Origin of the sequence: Sedimentibacter saalensis (assembly GCF_007830175.1) — a bacterium.
GTDB classification, from domain to species: domain Bacteria; phylum Bacillota; class Clostridia; order Tissierellales; family Sedimentibacteraceae; genus Sedimentibacter; species Sedimentibacter saalensis.
The window spans coordinates 121,897-145,835 of sequence record NZ_VLKH01000009.1 but is presented as its reverse complement, the minus strand read 5'-3'; the positions used below and the strand labels follow the sequence as shown (position 1 = coordinate 145,835).

Annotated in this window: 27 protein-coding genes; 21 read left to right on the top strand and 6 right to left on the bottom strand. The window is 36.6% G+C overall.

The window, feature by feature from the left end; genetic code table 11:
* The first annotated feature begins 8 nt into the window (after window positions 1-8).
* Together LY60_RS14210 and LY60_RS14205 are read left to right on the top strand one after the other, a co-directional pair.
* Window positions 9-896, top strand: a complete 888-nt coding sequence (locus LY60_RS14210; RefSeq protein ID WP_145085258.1) for a DegV family protein — start codon at window positions 9-11, stop codon at window positions 894-896.
* A 181-nt stretch (window positions 897-1,077) separates the two neighbouring features.
* Window positions 1,078-2,535 carry a glycosyl hydrolase family 18 protein gene (locus LY60_RS14205; protein WP_145085255.1) on the top strand — a complete coding sequence of 486 codons (1,458 nt, stop codon included), beginning with the start codon at window positions 1,078-1,080 and terminating at the stop codon, window positions 2,533-2,535.
* Between the two features lie 98 nt (window positions 2,536-2,633).
* On the opposite strand, the gene LY60_RS14200 is transcribed toward LY60_RS14205, so the two are convergent.
* Window positions 2,634-3,323: a YjjG family noncanonical pyrimidine nucleotidase gene (locus LY60_RS14200; RefSeq protein WP_145085252.1), complete on the bottom strand. Its 690-nt coding sequence runs from the start codon at window positions 3,321-3,323 to the stop codon at window positions 2,634-2,636.
* 197 nt (window positions 3,324-3,520) lie between these two features.
* Between LY60_RS14200 and LY60_RS14195 the strand changes: the two genes are divergently transcribed.
* Window positions 3,521-4,723 carry an FprA family A-type flavoprotein gene (locus LY60_RS14195; RefSeq protein WP_145085249.1) on the top strand — a complete coding sequence of 401 codons (1,203 nt, stop codon included), beginning with the start codon at window positions 3,521-3,523 and terminating at the stop codon, window positions 4,721-4,723.
* A gap of 33 nt (window positions 4,724-4,756) precedes the next feature.
* On the opposite strand, the gene LY60_RS14190 is transcribed toward LY60_RS14195, so the two are convergent.
* Both LY60_RS14190 and LY60_RS14185 read right to left on the bottom strand, forming a co-directional pair.
* Window positions 4,757-5,395 (bottom strand): SdpI family protein, encoded by a 639-nt coding sequence (locus LY60_RS14190; RefSeq protein ID WP_019228106.1) that lies wholly within the window; start codon window positions 5,393-5,395, stop codon window positions 4,757-4,759.
* A complete protein-coding gene (locus tag LY60_RS14185; protein WP_019228105.1) occupies window positions 5,385-5,660 on the bottom strand; it encodes an autorepressor SdpR family transcription factor in 276 nt (91 codons plus the stop codon). Before LY60_RS14185 ends, LY60_RS14190 begins: the two co-directional genes overlap by 11 nt.
* 197 nt (window positions 5,661-5,857) lie before the next feature.
* Here LY60_RS14185 and LY60_RS14180 point away from each other — a divergent pair, with 197 nt between their 5' ends.
* The 8 genes from LY60_RS14180 to LY60_RS14145 all read left to right on the top strand — a co-directional run bounded on the left by LY60_RS14180 (window position 5,858) and on the right by LY60_RS14145 (window position 13,577).
* A complete protein-coding gene (locus LY60_RS14180) occupies window positions 5,858-6,769 on the top strand; it encodes a DMT family transporter (protein ID WP_145085246.1) in 912 nt (303 codons plus the stop codon).
* Between the two features lie 16 nt (window positions 6,770-6,785).
* Window positions 6,786-7,613 (top strand): EFR1 family ferrodoxin, encoded by an 828-nt coding sequence (locus LY60_RS14175; protein ID WP_145085296.1) that lies wholly within the window; start codon window positions 6,786-6,788, stop codon window positions 7,611-7,613.
* Window positions 7,614-7,737: 124 nt separating this feature from the next.
* On the top strand, window positions 7,738-8,994 hold the full coding sequence (uvsE, locus tag LY60_RS14170) for a UV DNA damage repair endonuclease UvsE (protein WP_145085243.1): 1,257 nt from the start codon (window positions 7,738-7,740) through the stop codon (window positions 8,992-8,994).
* A gap of 84 nt (window positions 8,995-9,078) precedes the next feature.
* A complete protein-coding gene (locus LY60_RS14165; protein ID WP_170226246.1) occupies window positions 9,079-10,347 on the top strand; it encodes an efflux RND transporter periplasmic adaptor subunit in 1,269 nt (422 codons plus the stop codon).
* A 10-nt stretch (window positions 10,348-10,357) separates the two neighbouring features.
* Window positions 10,358-11,005, top strand: a complete 648-nt coding sequence (locus LY60_RS14160; protein WP_145085237.1) for a cobalamin B12-binding domain-containing protein — start codon at window positions 10,358-10,360, stop codon at window positions 11,003-11,005.
* Window positions 11,002-12,159: an ABC transporter permease gene (locus LY60_RS14155; RefSeq protein WP_145085235.1), complete on the top strand. Its 1,158-nt coding sequence runs from the start codon at window positions 11,002-11,004 to the stop codon at window positions 12,157-12,159. The genes LY60_RS14160 and LY60_RS14155 overlap by 4 nt, the downstream gene beginning before the upstream one ends.
* Entirely contained in the window at window positions 12,152-12,838 is a 687-nt protein-coding gene (locus tag LY60_RS14150; RefSeq protein ID WP_145085232.1) for an ABC transporter ATP-binding protein, read from the top strand. The genes LY60_RS14155 and LY60_RS14150 overlap by 8 nt, the downstream gene beginning before the upstream one ends.
* 58 nt (window positions 12,839-12,896) lie before the next feature.
* Window positions 12,897-13,577 carry a manganese catalase family protein gene (locus tag LY60_RS14145; protein WP_145085230.1) on the top strand — a complete coding sequence of 227 codons (681 nt, stop codon included), beginning with the start codon at window positions 12,897-12,899 and terminating at the stop codon, window positions 13,575-13,577.
* Between the two features lie 30 nt (window positions 13,578-13,607).
* Here the strand turns inward: LY60_RS14145 and LY60_RS14140 are convergent, their stop codons facing one another.
* Window positions 13,608-14,078 (bottom strand): DUF2935 domain-containing protein, encoded by a 471-nt coding sequence (locus LY60_RS14140; RefSeq protein WP_145085227.1) that lies wholly within the window; start codon window positions 14,076-14,078, stop codon window positions 13,608-13,610.
* A 156-nt stretch (window positions 14,079-14,234) separates the two neighbouring features.
* Between LY60_RS14140 and LY60_RS14135 the strand changes: the two genes are divergently transcribed.
* The 8 genes from LY60_RS14135 (at window position 14,235) to LY60_RS14100 (ending at window position 20,775) form a co-directional block, all read left to right on the top strand.
* Window positions 14,235-14,705: a VanZ family protein gene (locus LY60_RS14135; RefSeq protein ID WP_145085224.1), complete on the top strand. Its 471-nt coding sequence runs from the start codon at window positions 14,235-14,237 to the stop codon at window positions 14,703-14,705.
* A gap of 95 nt (window positions 14,706-14,800) precedes the next feature.
* Window positions 14,801-15,916 carry a sensor domain-containing diguanylate cyclase gene (locus tag LY60_RS14130; RefSeq protein ID WP_170226245.1) on the top strand — a complete coding sequence of 372 codons (1,116 nt, stop codon included), beginning with the start codon at window positions 14,801-14,803 and terminating at the stop codon, window positions 15,914-15,916.
* Window positions 15,917-15,960: 44 nt separating this feature from the next.
* Window positions 15,961-17,325 (top strand): amidohydrolase, encoded by a 1,365-nt coding sequence (locus tag LY60_RS14125; RefSeq protein WP_145085218.1) that lies wholly within the window; start codon window positions 15,961-15,963, stop codon window positions 17,323-17,325.
* Between the two features lie 328 nt (window positions 17,326-17,653).
* Window positions 17,654-17,863: a FeoA family protein gene (locus LY60_RS14120; RefSeq protein WP_145085214.1), complete on the top strand. Its 210-nt coding sequence runs from the start codon at window positions 17,654-17,656 to the stop codon at window positions 17,861-17,863.
* A 13-nt stretch (window positions 17,864-17,876) separates the two neighbouring features.
* Complete coding sequence (locus tag LY60_RS14115; protein ID WP_145085211.1) at window positions 17,877-18,098, top strand: FeoA family protein; 222 nt, start codon at window positions 17,877-17,879, stop codon at window positions 18,096-18,098.
* A gap of 45 nt (window positions 18,099-18,143) precedes the next feature.
* Window positions 18,144-20,312, top strand: a complete 2,169-nt coding sequence (gene feoB, locus LY60_RS14110) for a ferrous iron transport protein B (protein WP_145085208.1) — start codon at window positions 18,144-18,146, stop codon at window positions 20,310-20,312.
* A 90-nt stretch (window positions 20,313-20,402) separates the two neighbouring features.
* Window positions 20,403-20,657, top strand: coding sequence for a helix-turn-helix domain-containing protein (locus LY60_RS14105; RefSeq protein ID WP_145085205.1), 255 nt, complete (start codon window positions 20,403-20,405; stop codon window positions 20,655-20,657).
* 16 nt (window positions 20,658-20,673) lie between these two features.
* Window positions 20,674-20,775, top strand: coding sequence for an IS3 family transposase (locus LY60_RS14100; protein ID WP_145085294.1), 102 nt, complete (start codon window positions 20,674-20,676; stop codon window positions 20,773-20,775).
* Between the two features lie 21 nt (window positions 20,776-20,796).
* Here the strand turns inward: LY60_RS14100 and LY60_RS14095 are convergent, their stop codons facing one another.
* The gene (locus tag LY60_RS14095; RefSeq protein WP_212633493.1) at window positions 20,797-21,186 is read right to left on the bottom strand and encodes a metal-dependent transcriptional regulator; all 390 of its coding nucleotides are present in this window, start codon (window positions 21,184-21,186) and stop codon (window positions 20,797-20,799) included.
* A 174-nt stretch (window positions 21,187-21,360) separates the two neighbouring features.
* Between LY60_RS14095 and LY60_RS14090 the strand changes: the two genes are divergently transcribed.
* Window positions 21,361-21,801, top strand: coding sequence for a universal stress protein (locus LY60_RS14090; RefSeq protein ID WP_170226244.1), 441 nt, complete (start codon window positions 21,361-21,363; stop codon window positions 21,799-21,801).
* A gap of 37 nt (window positions 21,802-21,838) precedes the next feature.
* Here the strand turns inward: LY60_RS14090 and LY60_RS14085 are convergent, their stop codons facing one another.
* Window positions 21,839-22,924 carry a threonine synthase gene (locus LY60_RS14085; protein WP_145085196.1) on the bottom strand — a complete coding sequence of 362 codons (1,086 nt, stop codon included), beginning with the start codon at window positions 22,922-22,924 and terminating at the stop codon, window positions 21,839-21,841.
* Window positions 22,925-23,011: 87 nt separating this feature from the next.
* On the opposite strand from LY60_RS14085, the gene LY60_RS14080 reads away from it, so the two are divergent.
* Window positions 23,012-23,929, top strand: a complete 918-nt coding sequence (locus tag LY60_RS14080; protein WP_145085193.1) for an NAD(P)H-hydrate dehydratase — start codon at window positions 23,012-23,014, stop codon at window positions 23,927-23,929.
* Window positions 23,930-23,939: the final 10 nt, after the last annotated feature.

The following is a 23,939-nucleotide window of genomic DNA, read 5'->3' as shown; positions in this document are numbered from 1 at the left end:
GTTATAATATGTCTGATTTTATTGTCACATCCTGTTCAACTGCAGATATGCCTCTTGAATTTTTTAAATCTAGAAATGTACCATTTGTTTGCTTTCATTTTATTATGGACGGAATAGAATATGAGGACGATTTAGGTCAATCAATGCCCTTTGAAGAGTTTTATAAAAAAATATCAGATGGATCAAAGCCAACTACGTCTCAAGTAAATGCAGCTCAATTTGTAGAATTTTTCGAGCCGTTGCTTAAGGAAGGAAAAGACATACTGCATATTTCGTTGTCATCCGGACTTTCCGGTACATACAACTCTGCTAACATTGCAAGAGAAGAACTCATGGAAAAGTATCCTGAAAGAAAAATAATGATTGTGGATTCTCTGGGGGCATCATCAGGTTACGGACTACTTGTAACATCTGCCTGCGACATGCGGGATGGAGGGAGCACAATTGAGGAAACATTTCAATGGCTTGAGGAAAACAAACTGAGAGTCAACCACTGGTTTTTTTCAACTGACCTTACAAGTTACTACAGAGGCGGCAGAATTTCAGCAGCTTCAAATATAGTCGGAACAATGCTCCATATTTGCCCTCTCCTCAACATGAACCATGAAGGAAAACTCATACCTCGGTCAAAATACAGAGGGAAAAAACACGTTATTGAAGAAATTGTTACAAGAATGGAAGAACATGCGGAAAACAAGCTTGATTATTCAGGCAGGTGCTACATATCTAACTCAGCCTGCTATGAAGATGCCAGAAAAGTTGCTGATTTAATCGAAAGCAAATTCCTCAAATTGGACGGTAAGATAATGATAAACAGCGTTGGAACCGTAATAGGCTCACACACTGGTCCGGGCACAGTTGCCTTATTCTTCTACGGTGACAAAAGGATAGATTAATTGTATAGTATTAGGTTCCGGCAAATTTGCCGGAACTTTTTATGTGATAAGGGCTATTCAATGCAAAATCATGGATTATTATGGCTGAAAAACTAAGTGCAAAACAACTTGCCATATATTGCATTACCTTAATAAAAGGGGCTATGCTATACTTGTATCACTACAACATAGGAGAATTATCATGAATAAGAACTTAAAAATCAAAAAAACGTTATCAATTGCTCTTGCCTTTGTGCTGCTCGTTTTGTCTTTCGACAACTTTGCATTTGCAGACAAAGCGGACAAGCAGCCGCCAACAGCTCCAGCCAATCTTCATATGACGTATGCAAATGAAACATCGGTTACTCTTAAGTGGGATGCATCAACGGACAATGTGGGTGTCAATGCATACAGCATTTACAAGGACGGTACATATTTCGCATCAACTTTAAACTGCACTTATACAGTCGAAAATTTGACTCCGGGAACTGAATATGAATTTTACATAAAGGCTAAGGATGTGAAGAGAAATCTCTCAAAGCCAAGCAATGTTATAACTGTGACTTTGTCAAAGGATTATGCTCCTGATCTTCCAACAGAATCTACAAAGAAAATTGTGGGCTATTATGCTGCGTGGTCTGCATATTCCGGATTTACTCCGAACAAGCTTGATGCAAGCAAGCTTACCCACATAAATTACGCATTTGCTAATATCGGTTCTGATTTTAAATTAGTAATGGGATATCCTGATAAGGATCCTGCCAATTTTAAAATGCTTCAAGACTTAAAAATAATCAATCCTGATTTGAAAATTCTGATTTCAGTTGGCGGCTGGACATGGTCCGGAAAGTTCTCAGATGCTGCTGCAACTGAAACATCAAGATCAGCCTTTGCATCCGGGTGTGTTGAGTTCATTACAAAGTATGGACTTGACGGCGTAGACCTTGACTGGGAATACCCTGTAGGCGGCGGCCTGGCTGAAAATTCAAGGCGCCCTGAAGACAAGCAAAACTTTACACTTCTGTTGAAAAAAATACGTGAAAAAATGGATGAACAAGGCTTGAAGGACAACAAGCATTATCTTTTAACAATTGCAGGCGGTGCTAGCAATTACTACATAGGAAACACCGAGCCTGGCATTTTTCATGAATATGTAGACTATGCCACACTCATGACATATGATATTCATGGTACATGGGATTCCTACACAGATTTCAATGCACCTCTTTACAACAACACTGATGCCTCTTTGCAGTACAAGTGGAGCGTTGATTCAAGTGTCAATGCCTGGATAAATGCAGGTTTCCCAAAGGAAAAACTGGTAGCGGGAGTTCCGTTTTACGGATATTTATATGAAACTTCAAGCACAGGCAACAATGGCCTCTATCAGACTTTTTCAACAGGAAAATCTTTGAGTTATTCAAGTATCGAAGCAAATTACATAAACAAAGCTGGCTTTGTAAGATATTTTCATGAACAGTCCATGGTTCCATGGCTTTACAACGGAAAAATTTTCATAAGCTATGATGATGCTGCCTCAATGTCTCTTAAGGCAAATTACATAAACACTAAGGGGCTAGGGGGAGCTGCAGTATGGGAATTAAGCCAGGACCCGAACAAAGTGTTGTTGAATTCTCTCTACGAAAGTCTTAATAATTAAATTATAACAGAATAAGTTGTATGGGCGGACCTTGTGTCCGCCCGTATTATATATCCAACAATTTTGTCATCAATCTGAGCTAATGCAAATTGACTTTTTTAATTTTCAAGTATTTGTTTCAGCATCATGAGCTGAGATATTTCATATGTAGGTTTAAATTTTGATTTATTTACGTTTTTATCCGGATTGTACCAGCATGTGTCAATTCCTGAGTTGATTCCTCCCTGTATGTCCGTGGTGAGACTGTCACCCACCATTATAACCTTGCTTTTGTCATGGTAATTGATTTTTTTAAGTGCATAGTCAAAAATTCTGAAATCAGGTTTTGAAAGACCCACTTCCTCTGATATTATAACTTCTTCCATGTACTTACCTATGGCAGAATTTCTTACCCTGTTGTGCTGCACATCTGTAAGTCCGTTTGTTATAATTGTCATACGGTAATCATTCTTGAGGCTCTCCACCAATGGAATGCTGTCTTCATACAGGAATGAACCTTGAGACAAATTTTTCATATAAATTTCTGCAAACTCATACTCATCAAATCCTGCACCCAGTCTATGGGACAGTTCTTTGAAACGCTGGTATTTCAAATTTTCCTGAGTTATGAGCCCATTATCGAAATCTCTCCACAGTGCAGTGTTTATTTCATCATATATTTTGTAGTGGTAATTTTCATCATAATTGATACCATAACCAACCATTGTATTCTTAAAAGCTTCCTTTTCTGCTTTTTTAAAATCAAACAGTGTATCATCTGCGTCAAACATTATTACTTCATATTTCATAGTCATTCTCCCTAATTTGTTATTTTATTTTACATTTAATTATCTACGTAGTCAACTTGCTTTTGTAATCCCTGTTTAATAGAATTTGAAAAAATAATCTCATTTTGTCGTCAAAAATATTTCACGAAATACCTTTGTGTGATATAATTTATGCAAATATCAATAAAACTACTACATAGCATAACAGGAGGAAAATTATGCACTGTATACAAAATATAAGCAAGAATATAATTTGGGTTGGGGGAAATGACAGAAGACTTGAGCGTTTTGAAAATATGTTTCCAATACCGTCTGGGGTATGCTATAACTCATTTGTAATCATAGATAGTGAAACTGCACTCATAGACACTGTTGATCAGTCTATTAGCAGACAGTTTATTGAAAACATAATTGAAGCTTTGGACGGAAGAAATCTTGATTATCTTGTCTTAAACCACATGGAGCCTGACCACTGCGCAAACATTGAAGAAATAGTAAGAAGGTACCCAAACATTAAAATTGTAGGAAATAAAAAAACATTCCAGATGATAAGCCAGTTTTACAATTTTGACTTCCACATGAACATGCATGAAGTTAAAGAAGGCGATGTTCTATGTATTGGAGAACACAGCCTGAAATTCTTCTTTGCACCCATGGTTCATTGGCCCGAAGTTATGTTTACCTATGAAATGACTGAAAAAATTCTATTCTCAGCAGATGCCTTCGGTTCATTTGGAGCACTATCCGGAAATCTTTTTTCAGATGACACTGATTTTGAATGCACATATGCGGAAGAAGCAAGGCGCTACTATGCCAATATAGTTGGCAAGTACGGACAGCAGGTTCAGGCTGTAATGAAGAAATTGTCATCATGTGAGATAAAAATGATTTGTCCTCTTCACGGACCGGTGTGGAGAAACAACCTGTCATACATTTTAAATAAATATGATTTGTGGAGCAGGTATGAACCTGAAAAGAAAAGTGTAATGTTGGTTTATGCTTCAATGTACGGCAATACGGAAAATGTAATGAATGTAATTGCAAATAAGCTTGCTGTCAAAGGTGTGAAAGATATGCACATGTATGATGTTTCTAAGACACATCCTTCATACATCATTTCTGATGCTTGGAAATACAGCCACATAATTTTTGCATCTCCAACATACAACCTTGGACTTTACTATGGAATGGAAAACCTCATGAAGGAACTTGCAGCACTTCAGTTTCAGAACAGGAAGGTTGCACTGGTAGGAAACGGCTCCTGGGCACCAAGAGCATCAAAGGTCATGGAAGAAATAGCATGTACAATGAAAAATGTTGAAATAATTGGGAATCCCATTGAAATAACATCATCAATGAAAGAAGAGCAGCACAAAGCAATTGATGAATTTGTTGACAAAATAATTGAATCAATGAAGTAAAAGTAAGGCGCAGAAAATTTTCTGCGCCTTTTGCTAAATTCCTTTTTTATAAAGCATGTATGAATATATTGCCGGTACAAAAACCAGGGAAAATACTATAGTTAGGAGAAGCGGCAAAGAATTCACGTTTAAAAATGTGGTCAAAACAAGAAGTATTCCTCCTATGGTCCAAATAAAACCTGCCAGATGATGTGTCTTGTTCCAGTTTTCCTCACTGTTCAATGTCCATGGAAGCTTAATACCCATTGTGTAATTTTGTTTGCACTTCGGAAGATAGTTGCCGCATATTATTATAATAATACCAACAAAAACCGGAACAACTATATTTATTTTGATGTCATAGCCCATGGAAATGAGAAGAGTAACAGGAACCAGGAACAATGTCATCACAGGTATGAGCCATAGAGAAAACTGCTTTAGAACAACTGAATAATTGGCTTTCTTAGGATCATTGTTAAGGCTCATATGCACTATGAAGTTGATGAAAGCCATTAAAAAAGGAAGTCCAAATGCTCCAAATGCCTTTGAAGCGTAGTTGTCTACCTCGCCTTTGAAGTTCCAGTGAACCGGAATCTGATCCGGAAGACGGTCAAAGACAATCAGTGACATTATTACGGGAAGAATACATATAACAGTGGTTAAAATAAGCATTTTGTCAAATTTAATTTTCATTTTTCATACCTCCAAACTGGGTGAACCACAACATAACCTCTTCAAATACGGAAATATTTATTTCATAATAAATAAAATTCTTATATTTGCTTTCAAAAATCAATCCAGCTTTCTTAAGCTGTGACAGGTGGTAGGATATGGTAGCGCCTGTCATGTCAAAGTGTTCTGATATTTCTCCTGCAGACATTTTTCCATCCTTGAGCATCACAAGTATTTCTCTTCGTACCGGATCGGAAAGCGCCTTAAAAGTTTCTGGGAATCCCAATTTATCACCTCTCACTATTTAGATGTTTTTCTAAATAGATTATAATCCAGTAAAACATAAATGTCAATACCTATTTCGAAATTTTTCTAAATAGATTACTGAATGAAATAATGACTATGCAATTGTAAATTTTTAATGTTTAAGATATAATATATATTGAATTATAGAATAAAATTTCATTGATATAGAGGGATAAAATGTCTAAGCAATTAAAGGCAGACTTAATGCTGCTGCTTGTAACATTAAGCTGGGGGGTTTCTTACTACCTGGTGGATTTGAGTCTTGAAGATATGGGTTCGTTTACACTTAATGCAAACAGGTTTCTCATTGCATTTGCAGTTGCAGGAATATTGGCTTTTACGAAACTAAAAAACGTTTCTAAGGCAACGCTGAAGTACAGCGTGCTGCTGTCAGCCATTCTTGTTGTTGTTTACATAGGAGCAACGTTCGGCATTCAGTATACAACTTTGTCAAATACAGGATTTCTTTGTGGGTTGACTGTAATTTTTACACCCATATTGTCCAGCATTGTGTACAGAAAAATACCGGACAAAAAAGTCATTCTTGCTGTGTTTATGACTCTCATTGGAATAGGGCTCTTGACACTTACCGAAAGTTTTACAATTAACTATGCAAATTTAAAGGGAGATCTTCTCTCCATCATGTGCGCTTTCATGTATGCCATTGATTTATTGGTAACGGAGAAAGTTGTTGCCCATGAAGAGGTGAATCCATTCCAGCTGGGAGTTTTTCAACTTGGATTTACAGGATTATTTAATTTAATCTTGGCTTTTGTGTTTGAAACACCACATTTGCCAACAGAACCCAAAATATGGGCTCCTGTGTTGTTCCTGGCTGTGTTCTGCACGGGAGTGGCATTTATTGTACAGGCAATTGCTCAACAATATACAAATGCCTCTCACGTAGGTATTATTTTTTCCCTGGAAACATTGTTTGCGGGAATTGTTGCATTTTTCGTTGCAGGAGAAATTCTTACTGCAAAGTCGTATGTGGGAGCAGTGCTTATGATTACAAGCATTTTTATAATGGAAATAAATTTTGGCGAATTATTATCGTCACGTAATAAAAATAAAATAAAGCAGGAATAATATGGAGAGAGAGATTATTAACAGAAAAATCAGTGCATTTTATTTTAGCGCCACAGGAACAACAAAAAAAATCACTGAAAAATTGGCGCTGGAGATTTCAGCAGGAGCAGGGCAGAATTCGTGGGAAATAATTGATTTCACATTGCCTGAAGCAAGAAAAAAACAGTATTCATTTACGGAAGATGACATAGTGGTAGTAGGGGTTCCGGTTATAGCAGGAAGGGTTCCAAACGTACTTCTTAAGTTCCTGAACACAGTCAAAGGAAACAAAGCAACGGCTGTAGCCATTGTCATGTACGGAAACAGAAATTATGACGATGCCTTGAAGGAACTTTGGGACATACTCGATGAAGATGGTTTTAATGTTTTATGTGGCTGTGCATTTATTGGTGAACATTCATTTTCTGACACACTTGCCATGAACAGGCCTGATGAAGAAGATATGAATACAGCTGCTGATTTTGCAGCAAAAATCATTAAAATAATAAATGAAGAACCAAAAATCAATGCAGTTAATGAATATAAGGTAATAGAAAAAGTTTACAGGGATTACTACAAACCAAAGGACAGAGAAGGTAATCCGGTGGACTTCAGAAAAATTACTCCAAAGACCGGTGATTCATGCACAGACTGTAAAATTTGCGCAGAAGTGTGTCCCATGGGAAGCATTGATTATGATAACGTATCAACACTCAATGGCATATGCATAAAATGCTGCGCTTGCATAAAAAAATGCCCTGTACATGCAAAATATTTTGACGATGAGAATTTTGTGAAACACAAAATAGAACTAGAAGAAGAAAACGAGGCTAGAAAATTGCCGGAGTTTTTCTTAATAATGTAAGGTGGACTACTGTCCTCCCGAAGATAAGAAAATTATTGATTTGACAACGGGCAGATACAAGATCCGCCCATATTTGTCAATAATCTGAGAGTTGCACAGCAACTCTTTTATTATAGGAGGAATTATGAGTATAGGATATGCATGTCTTACAGTTGGTGTACATAACGCAGGATTTAAAAGCTGCACAATCAAGAATGCAGGATATGAAAAACTTCTGGGACTTATTGAACACAATCTTACATCACTTGAAAATATAATTGATTACAACATTGAAAACAATATAAACCTATTCAGAATAAGTTCCGACATCATTCCTTTTGGCTCAAGCGTTGTAAACAACATTCCCTGGTGGGATATTTTCGAAGAGAGATTTCAAATAATAGGAGAAAAAATCAAAAAAAGCAACATGAGGGTTTCCATGCATCCCGGTCAATACACAGTTTTGAACTCTCCAAAACACGAGGTGGTTCATAGAGCTGTGGAAGACCTCATTTACCACAACCACTTTCTGGACTGTCTGAATGCTGGAAGAGATTCGAAAATAATTCTCCACATAGGAGGAGTTTATGGAGATAAAAAATCAGCCATTATGAGATTCATGGACAATTATAAACTGCTTGACGAAAACATAAAGAACAGACTTGTTATAGAAAATGACGATAAATCATTTAATGTACGAGATGTGCTTGAAGCAGGAGTTCAGCTTAACATACCAGTTGTATATGACAATTTGCACAATACTGCAAATCCTTATGATAACTCAAGTGATGATTTCTGGATAAAGGAGTGCAGCAAGACTTGGAATATTAGTGACGGCAGGCAGAAAGTACACTATTCTCAGCAAAATCCTCATAAAAAGAAAGGCTCACATTCTGAAACAATAGGAATCAATGAATTCATGGAGTTTTACAAACATGTGGGAGGAGAAAATTTAGATATAATGCTTGAAGTTAAGGACAAAAACATTTCCTGCATAAAATGCATCAACTCAACAGTTCAACATGAAAATATCAAGTATCTTGAAAAGGAATGGAGCAGGTACAAGTACAGCGTGCTGGAAAAATCACCTGAGGTTTATTTAAAAATAAGGCAAATGTTAAAGAACAAGAATGTTTATGATGCTGTGGGTTTTTATAATATTCTCGAATTTGCAATGTCAAAGAAAGAGGAGAAGGGCCATGCCATAAACTCGCTGCAGCATGTATGGGGATATTTTAAGGGCGTGGCAACAGAAAATGAAAAAAGCATTTTCATGAAGCTGGTGGATGAATACATGAAGTCGGAAACATCCCTTCAGACAGTTAAAAGTCACCTTAAAAAACTTACCATCAAATACAGGCAGGAATACTTAAAAAACTCATATTACTTTATATTGAGCTAATAAAAATAATATATTTTAAAACAGTGTTTAATTTCAATTTTTATAGGGTATTATTTCATGGAAATTCTCACAAGGGAGGACTCTATGAAAAAGAATATAAAGACTGTAATAATTATAGTAACAGTAATAATAGTATTTCTATTTGTTTATTTTATGCTTTCAAAGGATGATGAAGCTATTGAAGTTAGCACAATGAAAACCTACTATGGAAGTGTAACTAAAAGTATAGAACTTTCAGGGGTGATAAAATCAGCAGATTACGAAGAAATAACAATACCTTCTGAATTGAAGGTCCTGAAAACCTATGTTGAAGAAAACAGCACTGTTGAAAAAGGGCAGCTTCTTGCAGAACTTGATTCAACAGACCTTTTGATTGAACTTAAGAAATCTGAAATTAATCTGGAAAAACTTTATTCAGATCTTGATGAATCAAAAAACGGAGATTCGCAAGTGAGCATCCTTAAAAACAAGCTTTTAAAGAGTCAGGAAGCGTACAACAATGTTAAATCTGATCTTGAAACATCATATGAAGACCTTAAGAAAATCAGTGTGTTGTATGATGAAAACGCCATAAGCAAATTAGAATATGACAGATATGATTCAGCAGCAAAGGACTTAGAAAGCAAACTTAATATAGCCAATCTTGATTACAGCGATGCTGAGGCTAATTACAACGACTATATTAAGTCTTTACAAATTGACACCATAAATACAGGAAGAGACATAAATACCCTGAAGCTTGACATTGAAAACATAAACAATAAAATTGAAAACAATAAAATTTACGCATCTGTAAACGGTGTTGTCACAGAATTTCCATTGAATGAAGGAAGAAAAACTTCTGCAGGCAGCAAAATCATTATTTATGACACAAATTCCTACGAATTTACAGCAAAGGCACCTCAGGAAGATGCTGTATTAATTAGAGAAGGCCAAAAATCAATGGTGTATTTAAACGGAATGAGCAGCGTCTATGAAGGAGAAGTAATAAACGTAGGAAAAACGGCTGAGATTGACAAGGACAGCGGCAGCAAAACTCCAAAAGTTGAAATAACAATAAAGATTACAAACAGCGACAATTTCATTAAGTCAGGATATGAAGGAAAAGCAAATATAATAATTGACATCAGTGATAATTCCCTTTTATTAAAGAATGAGTCTCTTAAAAGAGATGTTGACGGCAAAATGTACCTTTTTGTTTTAAAAAATAATACTGTAGAAAAGAAATACGTTGTGACAGGATTATCTGATGGGTATCTCACAGAGGTATCAGGAATTCCTGAAGGTGAAAAAGTTATTTTAAACCCGCCTGAAGAATTGATTGACGGTGATTCTGTGAAACTTAAGAATTAAGGAGATCTGTATGGATGAGTTTAAGTTAAGTTTCATAAATCATTTCGATAAACTGGACAAGGATGCATGCGTATTGCTTGCAATAAATGCATTGAAAAATAATGAGATTACAATTCCTGAGCTATATGAGGATGTTCTTCGTCCTGCCCTTTATTCCATAGACACAAGCATGGGAATGGAAGACTCCATATGGATTGAACACGTTAAAACTTCCATCATCAGGACTGTCATAGAATCCGCATATCCTTTTGTAATAGAACTGAAAAAACATGTAAAGCCTCTTGGAATGAAGGTGGTCCTTGCGTGCCCCGAAAGGGAATATCATGAGGTGGGACTTAGAATGATTGCAGATTTTTTTTCGCTGAACGGATATGAAGCAATATTTGTTGGAACAAACACTCCCAGAGAACAGGTCTATTATGCAATTGCAAGCAATAGTCCAAAATATGCAGCCATAAGTGTCACAGATTATTATCTTTTGTTTGAAGCTCAGAGAATGATAAATAGAATAAAGGAAATGACAGGCGGAAAAGTAACTGTGCTGGTTGGAGGCAATGCTTTCCGGAGCAATTTGGTTTCAGTTGAAAAAATAGGCGGAGACATTTACCTTGAGTCATACCAGGATATAGTAAGTTTAAGGGCAGGTGAAGAAAAGTGAGATTATCTTTTACCATAGCCCTGCGCTTTTTAAAGTCAGGCAAAGGACAAACACTTTTAATTATACTTGGAATATCTGTGGGAGTTGCAGTGCAGCTTTTTATAGGATCGTTAATACAAGGTCTTCAGGCAAGTCTCATTGATACAACTATAGGAAGTTCATCACACATCACCATAGTTCCTGCAAATGGCAAAACATCAATCAAGGATTGGGAGAGAGCAATGTATGAGGCTGGGATTTCAGACAGCAACATAATTAACATATCAGCTGCTGCAGAGGGCTCAGCTACCATTGACTATGATGATACTGCTCCTGTTCTTGTAAGAGGATTTGTGGTAGATGATGCTGACAAAATATACAAATTCAGCGAAGGTCTTTATGAGGGAAGACTGCCGGTCAAAAAAGATGAAGCAATAATAGGAAAAGACCTTGCACTTAAGTCAAACACAAAGATAAATGATGAAATAACACTTATATTGCCTTCAGGAAATGTAACAAGACTGGAAGTAACAGGTCTGTTCGATTTGGAAGTTTCATCCCTGAATGAATCATGGGTTGTAACAACAATTGAAACAGCACAGGACATGCTGTCACTGGACAGCAGCATCACAAAAATAGAAATGCAGGTCAAAAAAGTGTTTACAGCCGATGAAACAGCAAAGGATTTAGCGTACAATCTGTCAGTAAATGATGTTGAAGTTGAAAACTGGAAGGATCAAAATCAGTCTCTATTAAGCGGTCTAAACGGTCAAAGCGTATCAAGCTATATGATTCAGGTCTTTGTGCTGGTTGCAGTACTTCTTGGAATTTCCAGTGTGCTTGCCATTTCTGTAGTCCAGAGGTCAAAACAGATAGGAATACTTAAGGCAATGGGAATAAAGGACAGGGATTCAAGCTTAATATTTGTTTTCCAGGGTTTCATGCTGGGTATTGTGGGAGCAGTGTTTGGGATAATCCTTGGTTTTGTACTCTTATGGTTCTTCACAAAATTTGCAGTGAACCCTGACGGCTCACCAATTGTTCCAATTTACATAAACATAGGATTTATTACTCTTTCAGGAATGTTTGCCGTATGTTCTGCAGTTGCAGCATCACTAATTCCTGCAAGACTGTCCTCGAGACTTAACCCCATAGAGGTGATTAAAAATGGCTGATATTATTGAACTTAAAAATATAAATAAAATTTACGGAGAAAAAATAAAGACGCATGTTTTGTTCGACATTAACTTAAGCTTTGCAGAACAAAGCTTCAACTCAATAATAGGAGAATCAGGAAGCGGGAAAAGTACCATGCTGAACATCATTGGAACATTGGACAAACCTACAAGCGGAGAAGTTTACATTGACGGATTCAGGACTGACACATTGGACAAGGATTCTCTTGCAAAGCTAAGGAATGAGACTATGGGCTTTATATTTCAGTTTCACTACCTTCTTCCTGAATTCACAGCAAAAGAAAATGTGCTGATGCCTTATAAAATAAAAAATTTTAATGTCCCAAAGGAAGTAGACTTTTGGGCAGACGAGCTTCTTGACATGGTGGGGCTTTCAAAGGTTAAAAACAACCTGGCTACGGATATGTCAGGAGGGCAGCAGCAAAGAACTGCCATTGCAAGGGCACTTATTAATAAACCAAAAATAATTCTTGCTGACGAGCCTACAGGAAACCTTGATTCCGATACAACTGAAACTGTTTATTCAATATTAAGAAGCATAAATCAAAAATATAAAACAACATTTGTTATAATAACCCATGATCAGAGAATTGCTGAAAAAACAGACAGAATTGTTGAAGTAAAGGATGGAAGAATAAACCTTGATTTAAGAAAATAATATTCATATTTTCTCGCTTAAAGGAAAAGATAAAACAAAATCTTTTAAGGAGAAATATATGTTTAAACATGACAAGAAGTTACTTTTTGAAGTAAAAGTGGATAATATTAACCCAAATTATGCGGCTATGATGCAGGAACAGCTTGGAGGACCTCATGGGGAACTTAAAGCAGCACTGCAGTACATGTCCCAAAGTCTACGAATCAAGGACAAGGAAATAAAGGATTTGTTTCTTGACATTGCTGCTGAAGAATTAAGCCATCTTGAAATGGTTGCAACAACAGTGAATTTGCTGAATGGACATGAACTTGATGCTCAAAATGCAACCATAGGAAACATTCAGGCTCATGTATCATCAGGACTTACACCTGTGCTTTCAAACGCTTCAGGATATCTTTGGACTGCTGCTTACATCGAAGAAACAGGAGATCTGGCAGCTGACATTTTGTCAAACATTTCTGCGGAACAAAGAGCAAAGGTTGTTTATGAATATTTGTACAGACAAATCAACGACAAGGGTGTAAGAGAAACTATAGACTTTTTATTAAACCGCGAAGAAGCACATAACACAATGTTTCGTGAAGCATTCAATAAAATTCAAGACACAGGTTCCAATAAGAGCTGGGGTGTCACAGCTGATTCAAAACTTTATTTTGATTTATCATCACCGGGAAGCAATTCCTTCAGTGCTCAAAATGCACAGCCACCAAGTTTTGCAGCACCTAATTCAAAAAAATAAACAAACGGCGGGATACCGCCGTTTTTTCAATTACATAATATTTCCGTAAATCGGACCGCCATCATAATGATTTGAGCACCCTTCATTTAAAAATGCAGTGACAACTCCTATGAAGTACTCAGACTCTCTTCTTATGTGGTTTACAACTGTTACTGCTGCAGGATTTTCCTTTACTGCTTCACTTTCTCTAAGAAGCATTCCAAGAAATTCAACAAAGACTTTGCTTTGCCTTATTGATAGATCAACAATGTTCACTATGTTTTCGTACATTTCCCCTGATATGATGTTACTGCAGTTTATTGCTGCCTGTGAATACTGGACTGCACGGTCGTGGGTTGAGTCAAAAATCTGCTTATACTGTTCAAGTTTTTCAACATATTCGTTTTCCAGGTCGGGAGCAACCTCCATTATTACATCTGTATGCTCACTTTCCTGATGCTTCCAGAACTCAGCTTCTTCCAGAGCTCTAAGGATGTTTTTATCGCCATAAAAGAATTTCATTTTATTCCTCCTCAATATTATATGTCATTATACGCAAACTGCTCTGTTTGGTTATTAATGGGTATTTAATAAATTAAGAAATAATATATTGATTAAGACATAAAATAATGATATTGTTAGTAAGATTAAAAATTATAAATTATTAAGGAATGCAATATGAATAACAAATTAAGGATAACGCCTTGGCTGCCTGCTGCAGTATGGATGCTGGTAATATTTTACCTTTCAGCTCAGCCTGCTTTTGCTTCAAACAGCCTGAGCAGAGGCGTGACTAAAATTATTGTTGAAACTATTGGAAAAGTAATTCCTTTAGATATTGAAATGAGTACGTTAAATGACATTGTTTCTCAGCTGAATCATTTTGTGAGAAAATTTGCACATTTTTCAGCATATGCTGTCCTTGGAGTACTGGTTTCATATGCTTTGGTTAAAAATGAAATCCGAGGAAAAAGAACCATTGCTTTATCACTGGCAATCTGCATAACTTATGCTGTAAGCGATGAGCTACACCAGCTATTTGTGCCAGGCAGGGGATGCCAATTGAAAGATGTGATTATTGACACTTCAGGAGCATTAGCAGGAACATCAATTTACAGGGCAGTAAATATATTAAGAGCTAGACATTAACATAAGCTTCAAAGGGTATGGGGAAATGCAGTATTTGCATGAGCAAATATTGTTTTTTGCATTCTTGTTTTTTAGGATATTACAAGGAGAACCATATGAAGAGTTGCAATAACATAGCAAAAAAGATTATAATAATGTGCCTGGCTTTGCTTACATTTGTTGATGTGTCTGCAGAAGCTCTGAAGCATGGACAGAATGAAGTTGCAGAATCACTGCCTATGATGTTTATATTTAACTCCAAAGGTCCTGCAATTTCTTTAATTTTATATGTGTTTGTATTGATATATGTTTTTTATTTAATGAAAACAAATGCAGAGCTTAAAATCAGAAACAGTCGCTACTCAATGCTTGCTGAAATATCAAACGAATATTTCTTTGAGTATGACGTTAAAAGAGATGTTTTGATACTATCAGATAAAATTGCTTTACTCATTGGAACTGAAAGAAAGATTAGAGGATATGGAAACAGACTTAAAAACCATCTTGTTGATGTAATTCATGAAAATTCTTCTGAAACTATGGAATTGAATAAAATGATGAAGGAAAATGATAAATCATATGAAATTGAAATTCCATTTCTTGATGGAAGGAAAGGGCATTTCAAGGTTATAAATACAAATCTGTATGGAAAAAATCAAAAGATTGAATATGTAGTAGGAAAGCTCGTAGACATAAGTGAAGAAGTTGCTGAAAAAAATGCTCTAATCAGGAAAGCTCAAATTGATGGTATGACAGGTTTGTACAATCCAACCTCAACCAGGGAGAAAATCATAACTATGATTGCAAAGAGACAGGCAGACACTGTTGATGCATTCATACTAATCGATGTGGACTTCTTCAAAGAAATAAATGACAACTATGGCCACTACACTGGGGATCAGGTTTTGCAGAGACTTTCCGAAACAATTAAAAAAACATTCCGAAAAACAGATGTGGCAGGCAGGTTTGGAGGCGATGAGTTTTGTATTTACATGCAGAATATACCTTCTGAAAAATTCGTCAAATCCAGATGCAGGCAGCTTAATGAAGAAATCAGCAGTTCTGTGGATGGTATGAACATATCATTGAGTATTGGAATTTCTCTTGTGGATGACAAAAAGACATTCGATGACATATACAAGGAAGCAGACCATGCGTTGTATGAGGCGAAAAGAAACGGGAAAAACCAGTATGCCGTCTATGAAGATACCACAAAGGATAAAAATGACTAGTTGTGATTAGTGAAGAATGGGGAAGACTAACATAAGGAGAATATATGAGCAGGATAATATTGAAAGATGCCTACATAATAACAATGAACAAATGTAGGCAGGTTTACGAAAAAGGAAGTATAGTTGTAGAAAATGATAAAATAATCAAAGTAGGAGAGCTTATAGATTCCGACTTAACAGATGCTGCAGAGATAATTGATCTTAAAGGAAAAATTGTAATGCCAGGATTAATAAACACTCATGTCCATATGTCACAGCAGCTTGGAAGAGGACTAGCCGATGATGTGGATTTACTCACATGGCTAAGAGATAGGATTTGGCCCTACGAAAGCAGCATGACAGAAGAAGAGCAATACATTTCTGCCCTTGCATGCTGTGTTGAAATGATTAAATCAGGTGTTACATCATTTGCAGAATCAGGGGGCTTCCATGTGGACGGCCTGGGAAGAGCAGTTGATGAAGCAGGATTGAGATGTGCCCTTGCCCGTTCAACAATGGATTCCGGCGTAGGCCTTCCACTGTCATGGAGAGAAAGCACAGACTACACATTGAACAAACAGGAAGAAGCTTTTGAAAAATGGAACAACAAAGGAAATGGCAGGATAAAGTATTGGTTTGCAATAAGGACCATATTCAATGCTACAGATGAACTTCTTATAAGGACGAAAGAGCTGGCTGACAGACATGGCACAGGAATTCACATGCACATAGCTGAAATCCCGGGAGAAATAGATTATGTTAAGGAAAGAACAGGAGGGTATTCAACTGTTGAGCACTTATCAAGAATAGGTTTCCTGGACAAAAACATACTTGGTGCCCACACAGTGTGGCTCACTGACAAGGAAGTTGATTTGTTCAGGCTGCACAACGTGAAATCATCTCACAACCCGGCTGCTGCCATGAGAGTTCTTGGTTTTGCAAAGGTACCTGAAATGCTTAAAAAGGGAGTGGTTGTATCCATAGGAACTGACGGAGCGCCTTGCAACAACAGAATGGACATGGTTGATGAAATGTATCTGACTGCTCTCATTCACAAAGGAAGAACTCTTAGTCCCAAAACAACTCCTGCAGAAACAATAATTGAAATGGCAACCATAAACGGTGCAAAGACAATATTGAGGGAAGAGGAAACAGGAAGCCTCGAAGTTGGGAAAAAAGCGGATTTGATTGTTATTGACCCTAGGAGCATTGGAAACATGCCTCAGCATGATCCTGTGTCAAGTATTGTATATTCAATGCACTCAACAAATATTGAGTCAACCATGTGTGATGGCAGGTGGCTCATGAAAAACAGAAAAGTTGCGGTTGTTTCAGAAGAAGATATATTGGACAGAGCAGAAGAAATGGCCGAAAAAATAAGAAAAAGAGCAGGAATTGTAATACCTGATCGTTTCCCGACCATAAGATAGTGATTAAAGAATTAATAATACGGGCGGACACAAGGTGAGGCCACTGAAAAACTATACATTTATTCACTGTCATTCTGAGGCGTAGCCGAAGAATCTCATGTTTTCAACAAGGATGGGATCCTTCACTATCGTTCAGGATGACATGAAAGACTTTTTCAGTGACGTCCAAAAGGTCCGCCCCTACGATCCGTGGAAAACAAGGGTATCAATTGTCTAAAGAATTCTTTGAGTTCTTTTTTTTATTTCAAAAAAATGTTGACAAAGATAGTTAGCGATGGTAAACTCGTAACAGTTAGCAATGACTAACAACTATAAAGGAGTGATTTTAATGCCTTTAACAATGGCCAAGGCTGGAGAAAATTTGTTAATTAAAAAAATACTGGGCAGGGATGAAACTAAAAAATTTTTGGAAACTTTGGGTTTTGTAATTGGAGGATTTGTCACTGTAGTATCTGAAAATAATGGAAATGTTATTGTTATGGTGAAAAATTCCAGAGTTGCAATTGATAAGTCAATGGCAAACAGAATAATGGTCTGATAATGGAGGGGAAATGAAAACTTTAAAAGAAACAGAATGCAGAGAAATTGTAAAAGTTGTAAAAATTTCAGGTGAAGCTGCTGTAAAAAGAAGAATTATGGACATGGGAATTACAAAAGGAACTGAACTATGTGTTAAAAAGATTGCTCCTCTTGGGGACCCAATAGAAATAACAGTAAGGGGATATGAACTGTCCCTAAGAAAAGAAGATGCAGATAAAATAATCGTAGAGTAATATTTTTTTAAAATTGAGTTAGCGATAGCTAACAAGGGAGGGTTTATGAATATTAAAATAGCACTAGCCGGAAATCCTAATTCCGGTAAAACAACCATGTTCAACGAGCTTACAGGAAGCTCCCAGCATGTGGGAAACTGGCCGGGAGTAACGGTTGAAAAAAAAGAAGGAATTCTAAAGGGACACAAGGGTGTTACAGTAGTGGATTTGCCGGGAATTTATTCGCTTTCTCCATATACGCTTGAAGAGGTTGTTGCAAGAGATTTTTTACTTAAAGAGAAACCGGATGCAATTATAAATATTATTGATGCTTCAAATATAGAGCGAAATCTATATCTTACAACACAGTTAACAGAACTAAACATACCGGTTGTAGCAGTGTTAAACATGATGGATATTGTTGAAAAAGCAGGCATTAAGATAAATACAGATAAACTTTCGAAACTTCTTAACTGTACAGTTGTGGAAACTTCTGCAGTCAAAGGGACAGGGCTTAAGGAATTGGCTTCAAAGGCTGTTGAAGCTGCAAAAACAAATGTGAAAATTATTCCGACCATTGAGTTCAGCAAATATGTAGCTGATTCCATAACAAGAATAGAAGACATATACAACAGCTGTGAATATTCTCCAAATTCACGATGGATTGCAGCAAAACTTTTCGAAAAAGATAAGCTTGTTATGGAAAGTGTCAAACTTCCTGAGAATTTTAAAACAGAAATCATGGAAATAGTGGAAGAAGCCGAAAATAAATACGATGATGATTCTGAAAGCATAATTACAAATCAAAGATATGAGTACATAGAAAAAATTGTTAAGGATACTGTTGTCAAACAAAGAAGAAACGGCTTGTCATCATCTGACAAAATTGACAGCGTAGTTACAAACAAGTTCCTTGCACTCCCTATATTCTTTGCAGTGATGTGGTTAATATATTATGTATCAATTTCAACCATAGGTGACATGACCATAGGATATGTGGAGTCAATTGTGGAATCCATACAGACAGGAGTAGAAAATCTTCTTGTCAGCACAGGAGCTTCATTTTGGGCGATTGACCTGGCAGTTAACGGTATAATAGGAAGTATAGGGGCAATATTCACATTTGTTCCTCAGCTCATGATATTATTTTTCTTCCTGTCTCTTCTGGAAGACAGCGGATACATGGCAAGAGTTGCATTTATTATGGATAGAATATTCAGAAAATTTGGACTTTCAGGAAAATCATTTATACCAATGCTCATAGGAACCGGATGCTCCATTCCTGGTATTATGGCAAGCAGGACTGTGGAAAATGAAAAAGACAGAAGAATGACCATAATGCTCACTCCCTTTGTTCCATGCGGAGCAAAACTTCCTGTGTTTGCAATGTTTATAGCGCTCATGTTTCCCGGTGCTGCATGGGTAGGACCGTCAATGTACTTAATTGGAATTTCAGCTGTTATAATTTCAGGAATATTTTTGAAAAAAACGAGATTGTTTGCAGGAGACCCTGCACCGTTTATTATGGAGCTTCCAAACTACAAGTTGCCTAGAATGAAAGGCGTTGCAATTCACATGTGGGAAAAGGCAAAATCTTTTGTTGTAAAGGCAGGAACTGTCATATTTCTTTCGTGTACAGTGCTGTGGGTTCTTCAGAATTTCAGTGCAACATTTGAATATCTAGGTGCCGAGAGAGTTGATGAGAGCATGCTGGCAGCCATAGGCGGGTCTATAAAATGGATATTTGTACCTATTGGGTTTGGAGATTCATGGGCAGCAAGCGTTGCTTCAATTACAGGCCTCATTGCTAAAGAAGTTGTTGTAGCAACATTTGCATCGGTTGGAAGTGTTATTCCAATTGAATTTACACAAGTTACAGCTTTTGCATTCATGGTGTTCACTCTTCTTGCAGCACCTTGCTTTGCTGCCATAGGAGCAATTAGAAATGAGATGGGCAACTGGAAATGGACTTTGATTGCCATAGGATATCAGACCGGATTGGCATATGTACTTTCCTTCCTTGTAAACACAGTTGGAAGTTTTTTACTAAGAGGTACTTCTGCAACAGAAAGAAAAGTTCTTGATATATCTATTATGGAAGAAGCAGCTGAAGGTGCTGTTGTAAATGGTGATATTGTACTAATAATTTTCACAGCATTATTTCTTGTTGCTATTGGATTTATGATATACAACAAATTCAGTCTATACGGAAAAAAGGCTGAAGCAAAAGCATAAATAAAAATAAACTCCTGTTATTGATATGATACTTCCAAAGTAGACAGTCTAATTAATTAAAATTAGATTATCTACTTGGAGGTATTTTTTATGGGCAGAAAAACTAAACATAGTAAAGAAATTAAGATTCAAGCATGTAAGAATTATGAAAAAGGTAATGGTAGCTTTGAAAGTATTGCGAAATCAGTCGAAGCTGATGAAGCATCTGTACGTCGTTGGTATCTAAGATATAAAGAACATGGACCTAGTGCATTTGAAACATCAAATAGAAATAGTTCATATAGCAAAGAATTTAAATTGTCAGTAGTTGAAGAATATGTAATAGGTAAAGTTCAAAACACTTGAAGAATTAAAGGAGAAAATAGTTAAGTATATTGAGTTTTACAATGAAAAAAGATTTCAAAAAAGACTAGGATGCATGGCTCCTTTAGAATATCGAAACCATACATCCATATGTGCATAACGTTTTAATTAAATTACCTGTCTACTTGACAAGTGTCTGTTCATATTTCGCAGGAGTTTTTATATATTCTTTCATTTTTTGAAAAGTTTCCTCGCTTACTATGTGCTCAATTCTGCAGGATTCTTTTTCGGCAGTTTCTCTTGATATTCCAAGAGATGCAATCATAAATTCTGCAATGACATTGTGACGTTCATAAATTCTTTCGGCAGTTTCTCTGCCAAGGTCAGTAAGAAGGATATGGCCGTTTTTATCCACTGTTATGTAGTTCGAATTTTTTAAAATGCTCACAGCACGGCTTATGCTTGGTTTTGTGTAATTCAACTCATTGGCTATATCTATTGATCTCACATAACCGTTCTTATTGTGAAGCATGAGTATGGTTTCTAAGTAATCTTCTCCGGATTCGTGTATCATGACATCCTCCCAAAATAGTTTAACTGATTATAACATATGCTTCAGATATTTTCAAGGAGTCCTGATTTGTTACTTACCAACATAATTTTTCATGAATATGTTTACAATTGAAAAATGTAGGTATATATATAATACAATGGAAAAATGATTTTAAAAAAGGGAGGTACCTATATGAAAAAAATTCTTGTTCCAATTGACGGTTCTGCTGCATCACAGAAAGCGGCAGAAAAGGGTGTGGAATTGGCAAAATTGTTCAACAGTGAACTTACATTTATTCATGTTATATATATTCCTGACACTGTAGGCCATACAAAGTACGGTATTTACATGGAATATGACTTCAAAGAAATGAAAGAAAAAATGATTGCTACAGGTACAAAATTCGTGGATTCCTTCCTTGAAGGACTTGATTTGAACGGAGTGGCAGTCGAAAAATTGATTGTTACAGGACAACCCTACGAAGAAATTCTTGCAGCTGCAGAAGACGGAAAATTTGATTTGATTGTAATGGGCAGAAGAGGATTCTCAAAGGTTAAAAGATTCTTTGTTGGTTCGGTTACACAAAGGGTAATTTCTGATTCTCCTTGCCCGGTATTTATTGTACTTGAATAAAATTAAGAAGCACATAAGTGCTTCTTTTATTATGAAATTACTTTTCGCTTTTAAGTCCGGCACCGCAAAGAGGTATAAGTGAATTTCCTTCAAGGCGGTGTTTTGAAATATAATCTGTGTATGCTGCATAAGTTGCTGCAGTAGTGTGTTCCACAAAAAATCCTCCCAAAGCAAGTTCACTTCTTGCAGGCAGTATTTTTTCCTCAGGAGCAAGAATTATTTCCTGAACTCCTGCATAAGTGCTGTTTAGTATTTCTTTTCCACGCATGGGCTTTCCAACTGCAATCCCTTCAGCATATGTGTTATGGGGTACTATTTCAAGAGGAGTATCCGTTGCATTGAAAAGAGGAGCGCACTTCTCGCTTTGGACTATAAAAATTTTCGGAAGTTTCTTAATTAACCCTGCTTCATATAGCTCCATCAAGGCAAGGCGGCATCCAATAAGCAGTGTTCCGTTTCCTACAGGTATAAACAAATTGTCTGGAATTTTTCCAAGCTGTTCATAAACTTCATAGATGTATGTCTTTGTTCCCTGATAAAACATGGGGTTGTAAACATGGTTAGCATAGTAGATATTTTCCTCAGCTGCTTTTTTTCTGCACGCATCTGCAGTTTCATCCCTTGTACCGTCAAATACAGTCACGGTTGCTCCATGGGATTCTATCATTTTGATTTTTTTGGGAGATGTGCCTTTAGGAACAAATATTTCGCATTCAATACCTGCTCGGGCACAATAGGCTGCAACAGAGTTTCCGGCATTTCCGCTGCTGTCCTGCACAACCTTTTTAACTCCTATGGTTTTCAAGAGCCATACAAGAACGGCTGCTCCTCTGTCTTTAAAGGAAAGAGTTGGCATTGCATAATCAAGCTTCACGTACAAATTTTCGCTGTAGTGTATGATTGAAGTCAGTCCTTCTCCAAGAGTAATCTGTTTCCACAAATCATTATCTAAAGGCATGAAAGCTCTGTACCTAAAAATATTGAACTCTTTTGTATCTATTAAATTCATGGAAAACTTCGGCGTAGAAAAATCCAGTTCGTAAAGACCGCCGCAGCTGCACTTAAAGGACAATGTGCTTAAAGGTGCAGTAGTTTTGCATGAAGAACACTTGAATTGTGCCATGTAAACCTCCTGTTTAATTTGATTTTACTTATAATTTAAGATATAATAATTGAAAGAAAATGTCAACAAACAAAGGGTAGGAGAGCAATGGATAAATTCATTTTAGGAATTGAGGATTTTGTTGAACCGTCACAATTGAAGAACAATGACGCAAAATTAATTACAATTCATGATGTGAGAGAAATTATAACTAAGAGGAAGAGAGATTCCCACAAAGGAACATACGGAAAAGCTGCTTTTGTATCAGGTTCAAAAGGAATGGCTGGAGCTGCAGTTCTTAACCTAAACGCTGCATTAAGGAGCGGATCAGGGCTGGTTAAAGGGTTTATTCCTGCTTCAATATACAATGTTGTTGAAACAATGTCTCTTGAAGCAATCACACATCCCTTCAATGAAGAAAGATTGTATTTTGACGAATTCAGCAGGGAAGTTCTTTCATTTGCAGATGTGGTTTCAACAGGTTCAGGATGTACTAATTTGTTCAATTATGAAAAAATCTTGAACAGCCTTCTGGATGAATGTTTAAATCCACTGGTACTTGATGCTGAAGGCATAAATTTATTAAATCTTGAAAAATTAAAAAATCATCGCCAAGAAATTGTATTAACCCCTCATTACGGAGAAATGGCGAGGCTGTTAAATAAGGGTGTTGCAGAAATTAGAGAAAATATAATTGAAACTGCAAGAAGTTTTTCTTTGTTTTACAATGCATACCTTGTGCTTAAGGGAGCACGGAGTTTAATATCATGTCCGGATGGCAGCATTTTTATAAATACCACAGGTAATCCGGGAATGGCAACTGCAGGAAGCGGAGATGTGTTGACCGGTATCATAACATCGTTTATTGGGCAACAAATAGATATTAAACATGCTCTTATGGCTGCTGTATTCATTCACGGCCTAGCAGGAGACATTGCTGCAAAAAATGTTGGTGAATATTCGCTTATTGCAGGGGACATAATCAAGTACCTGCCGGAAGCATTTAAGGAAATCTCAGCGTTCTGAGATTTCCTTT

What these genes read in the sequence shown, in the direction of transcription:
- LY60_RS14210 (WP_145085258.1), top strand. Translation starts at nt 9, where the DNA reads ATGTCTGATTTTATTGTCACATCCTGTTCAACTGCAGATATGCCTCTT.
- feoB (WP_145085208.1), top strand. Translation starts at nt 18,144, where the DNA reads ATGAATATTAAAATAGCACTAGCCGGAAATCCTAATTCCGGTAAAACA.
- LY60_RS14160 (WP_145085237.1), top strand. Translation starts at nt 10,358, where the DNA reads ATGGATGAGTTTAAGTTAAGTTTCATAAATCATTTCGATAAACTGGAC.
- LY60_RS14090 (WP_170226244.1), top strand. Translation starts at nt 21,361, where the DNA reads ATGAAAAAAATTCTTGTTCCAATTGACGGTTCTGCTGCATCACAGAAA.
- LY60_RS14105 (WP_145085205.1), top strand. Translation starts at nt 20,403, where the DNA reads ATGGGCAGAAAAACTAAACATAGTAAAGAAATTAAGATTCAAGCATGT.
- LY60_RS14205 (WP_145085255.1), top strand. Translation starts at nt 1,078, where the DNA reads ATGAATAAGAACTTAAAAATCAAAAAAACGTTATCAATTGCTCTTGCC.
- LY60_RS14140 (WP_145085227.1), bottom strand. Translation starts at nt 14,078, where the DNA reads ATGAAATTCTTTTATGGCGATAAAAACATCCTTAGAGCTCTGGAAGAA.
- LY60_RS14115 (WP_145085211.1), top strand. Translation starts at nt 17,877, where the DNA reads ATGAAAACTTTAAAAGAAACAGAATGCAGAGAAATTGTAAAAGTTGTA.
- LY60_RS14130 (WP_170226245.1), top strand. Translation starts at nt 14,801, where the DNA reads ATGAAGAGTTGCAATAACATAGCAAAAAAGATTATAATAATGTGCCTG.
- LY60_RS14150 (WP_145085232.1), top strand. Translation starts at nt 12,152, where the DNA reads ATGGCTGATATTATTGAACTTAAAAATATAAATAAAATTTACGGAGAA.
- LY60_RS14200 (WP_145085252.1), bottom strand. Translation starts at nt 3,323, where the DNA reads ATGAAATATGAAGTAATAATGTTTGACGCAGATGATACACTGTTTGAT.
- uvsE (WP_145085243.1), top strand. Translation starts at nt 7,738, where the DNA reads ATGAGTATAGGATATGCATGTCTTACAGTTGGTGTACATAACGCAGGA.
- LY60_RS14180 (WP_145085246.1), top strand. Translation starts at nt 5,858, where the DNA reads ATGTCTAAGCAATTAAAGGCAGACTTAATGCTGCTGCTTGTAACATTA.
- LY60_RS14085 (WP_145085196.1), bottom strand. Translation starts at nt 22,924, where the DNA reads ATGGCACAATTCAAGTGTTCTTCATGCAAAACTACTGCACCTTTAAGC.
- LY60_RS14190 (WP_019228106.1), bottom strand. Translation starts at nt 5,395, where the DNA reads ATGAAAATTAAATTTGACAAAATGCTTATTTTAACCACTGTTATATGT.
- LY60_RS14120 (WP_145085214.1), top strand. Translation starts at nt 17,654, where the DNA reads ATGCCTTTAACAATGGCCAAGGCTGGAGAAAATTTGTTAATTAAAAAA.
- LY60_RS14165 (WP_170226246.1), top strand. Translation starts at nt 9,079, where the DNA reads ATGAAAAAGAATATAAAGACTGTAATAATTATAGTAACAGTAATAATA.
- LY60_RS14145 (WP_145085230.1), top strand. Translation starts at nt 12,897, where the DNA reads ATGTTTAAACATGACAAGAAGTTACTTTTTGAAGTAAAAGTGGATAAT.
- LY60_RS14195 (WP_145085249.1), top strand. Translation starts at nt 3,521, where the DNA reads ATGCACTGTATACAAAATATAAGCAAGAATATAATTTGGGTTGGGGGA.
- LY60_RS14125 (WP_145085218.1), top strand. Translation starts at nt 15,961, where the DNA reads ATGAGCAGGATAATATTGAAAGATGCCTACATAATAACAATGAACAAA.
- LY60_RS14080 (WP_145085193.1), top strand. Translation starts at nt 23,012, where the DNA reads ATGGATAAATTCATTTTAGGAATTGAGGATTTTGTTGAACCGTCACAA.
- LY60_RS14135 (WP_145085224.1), top strand. Translation starts at nt 14,235, where the DNA reads ATGAATAACAAATTAAGGATAACGCCTTGGCTGCCTGCTGCAGTATGG.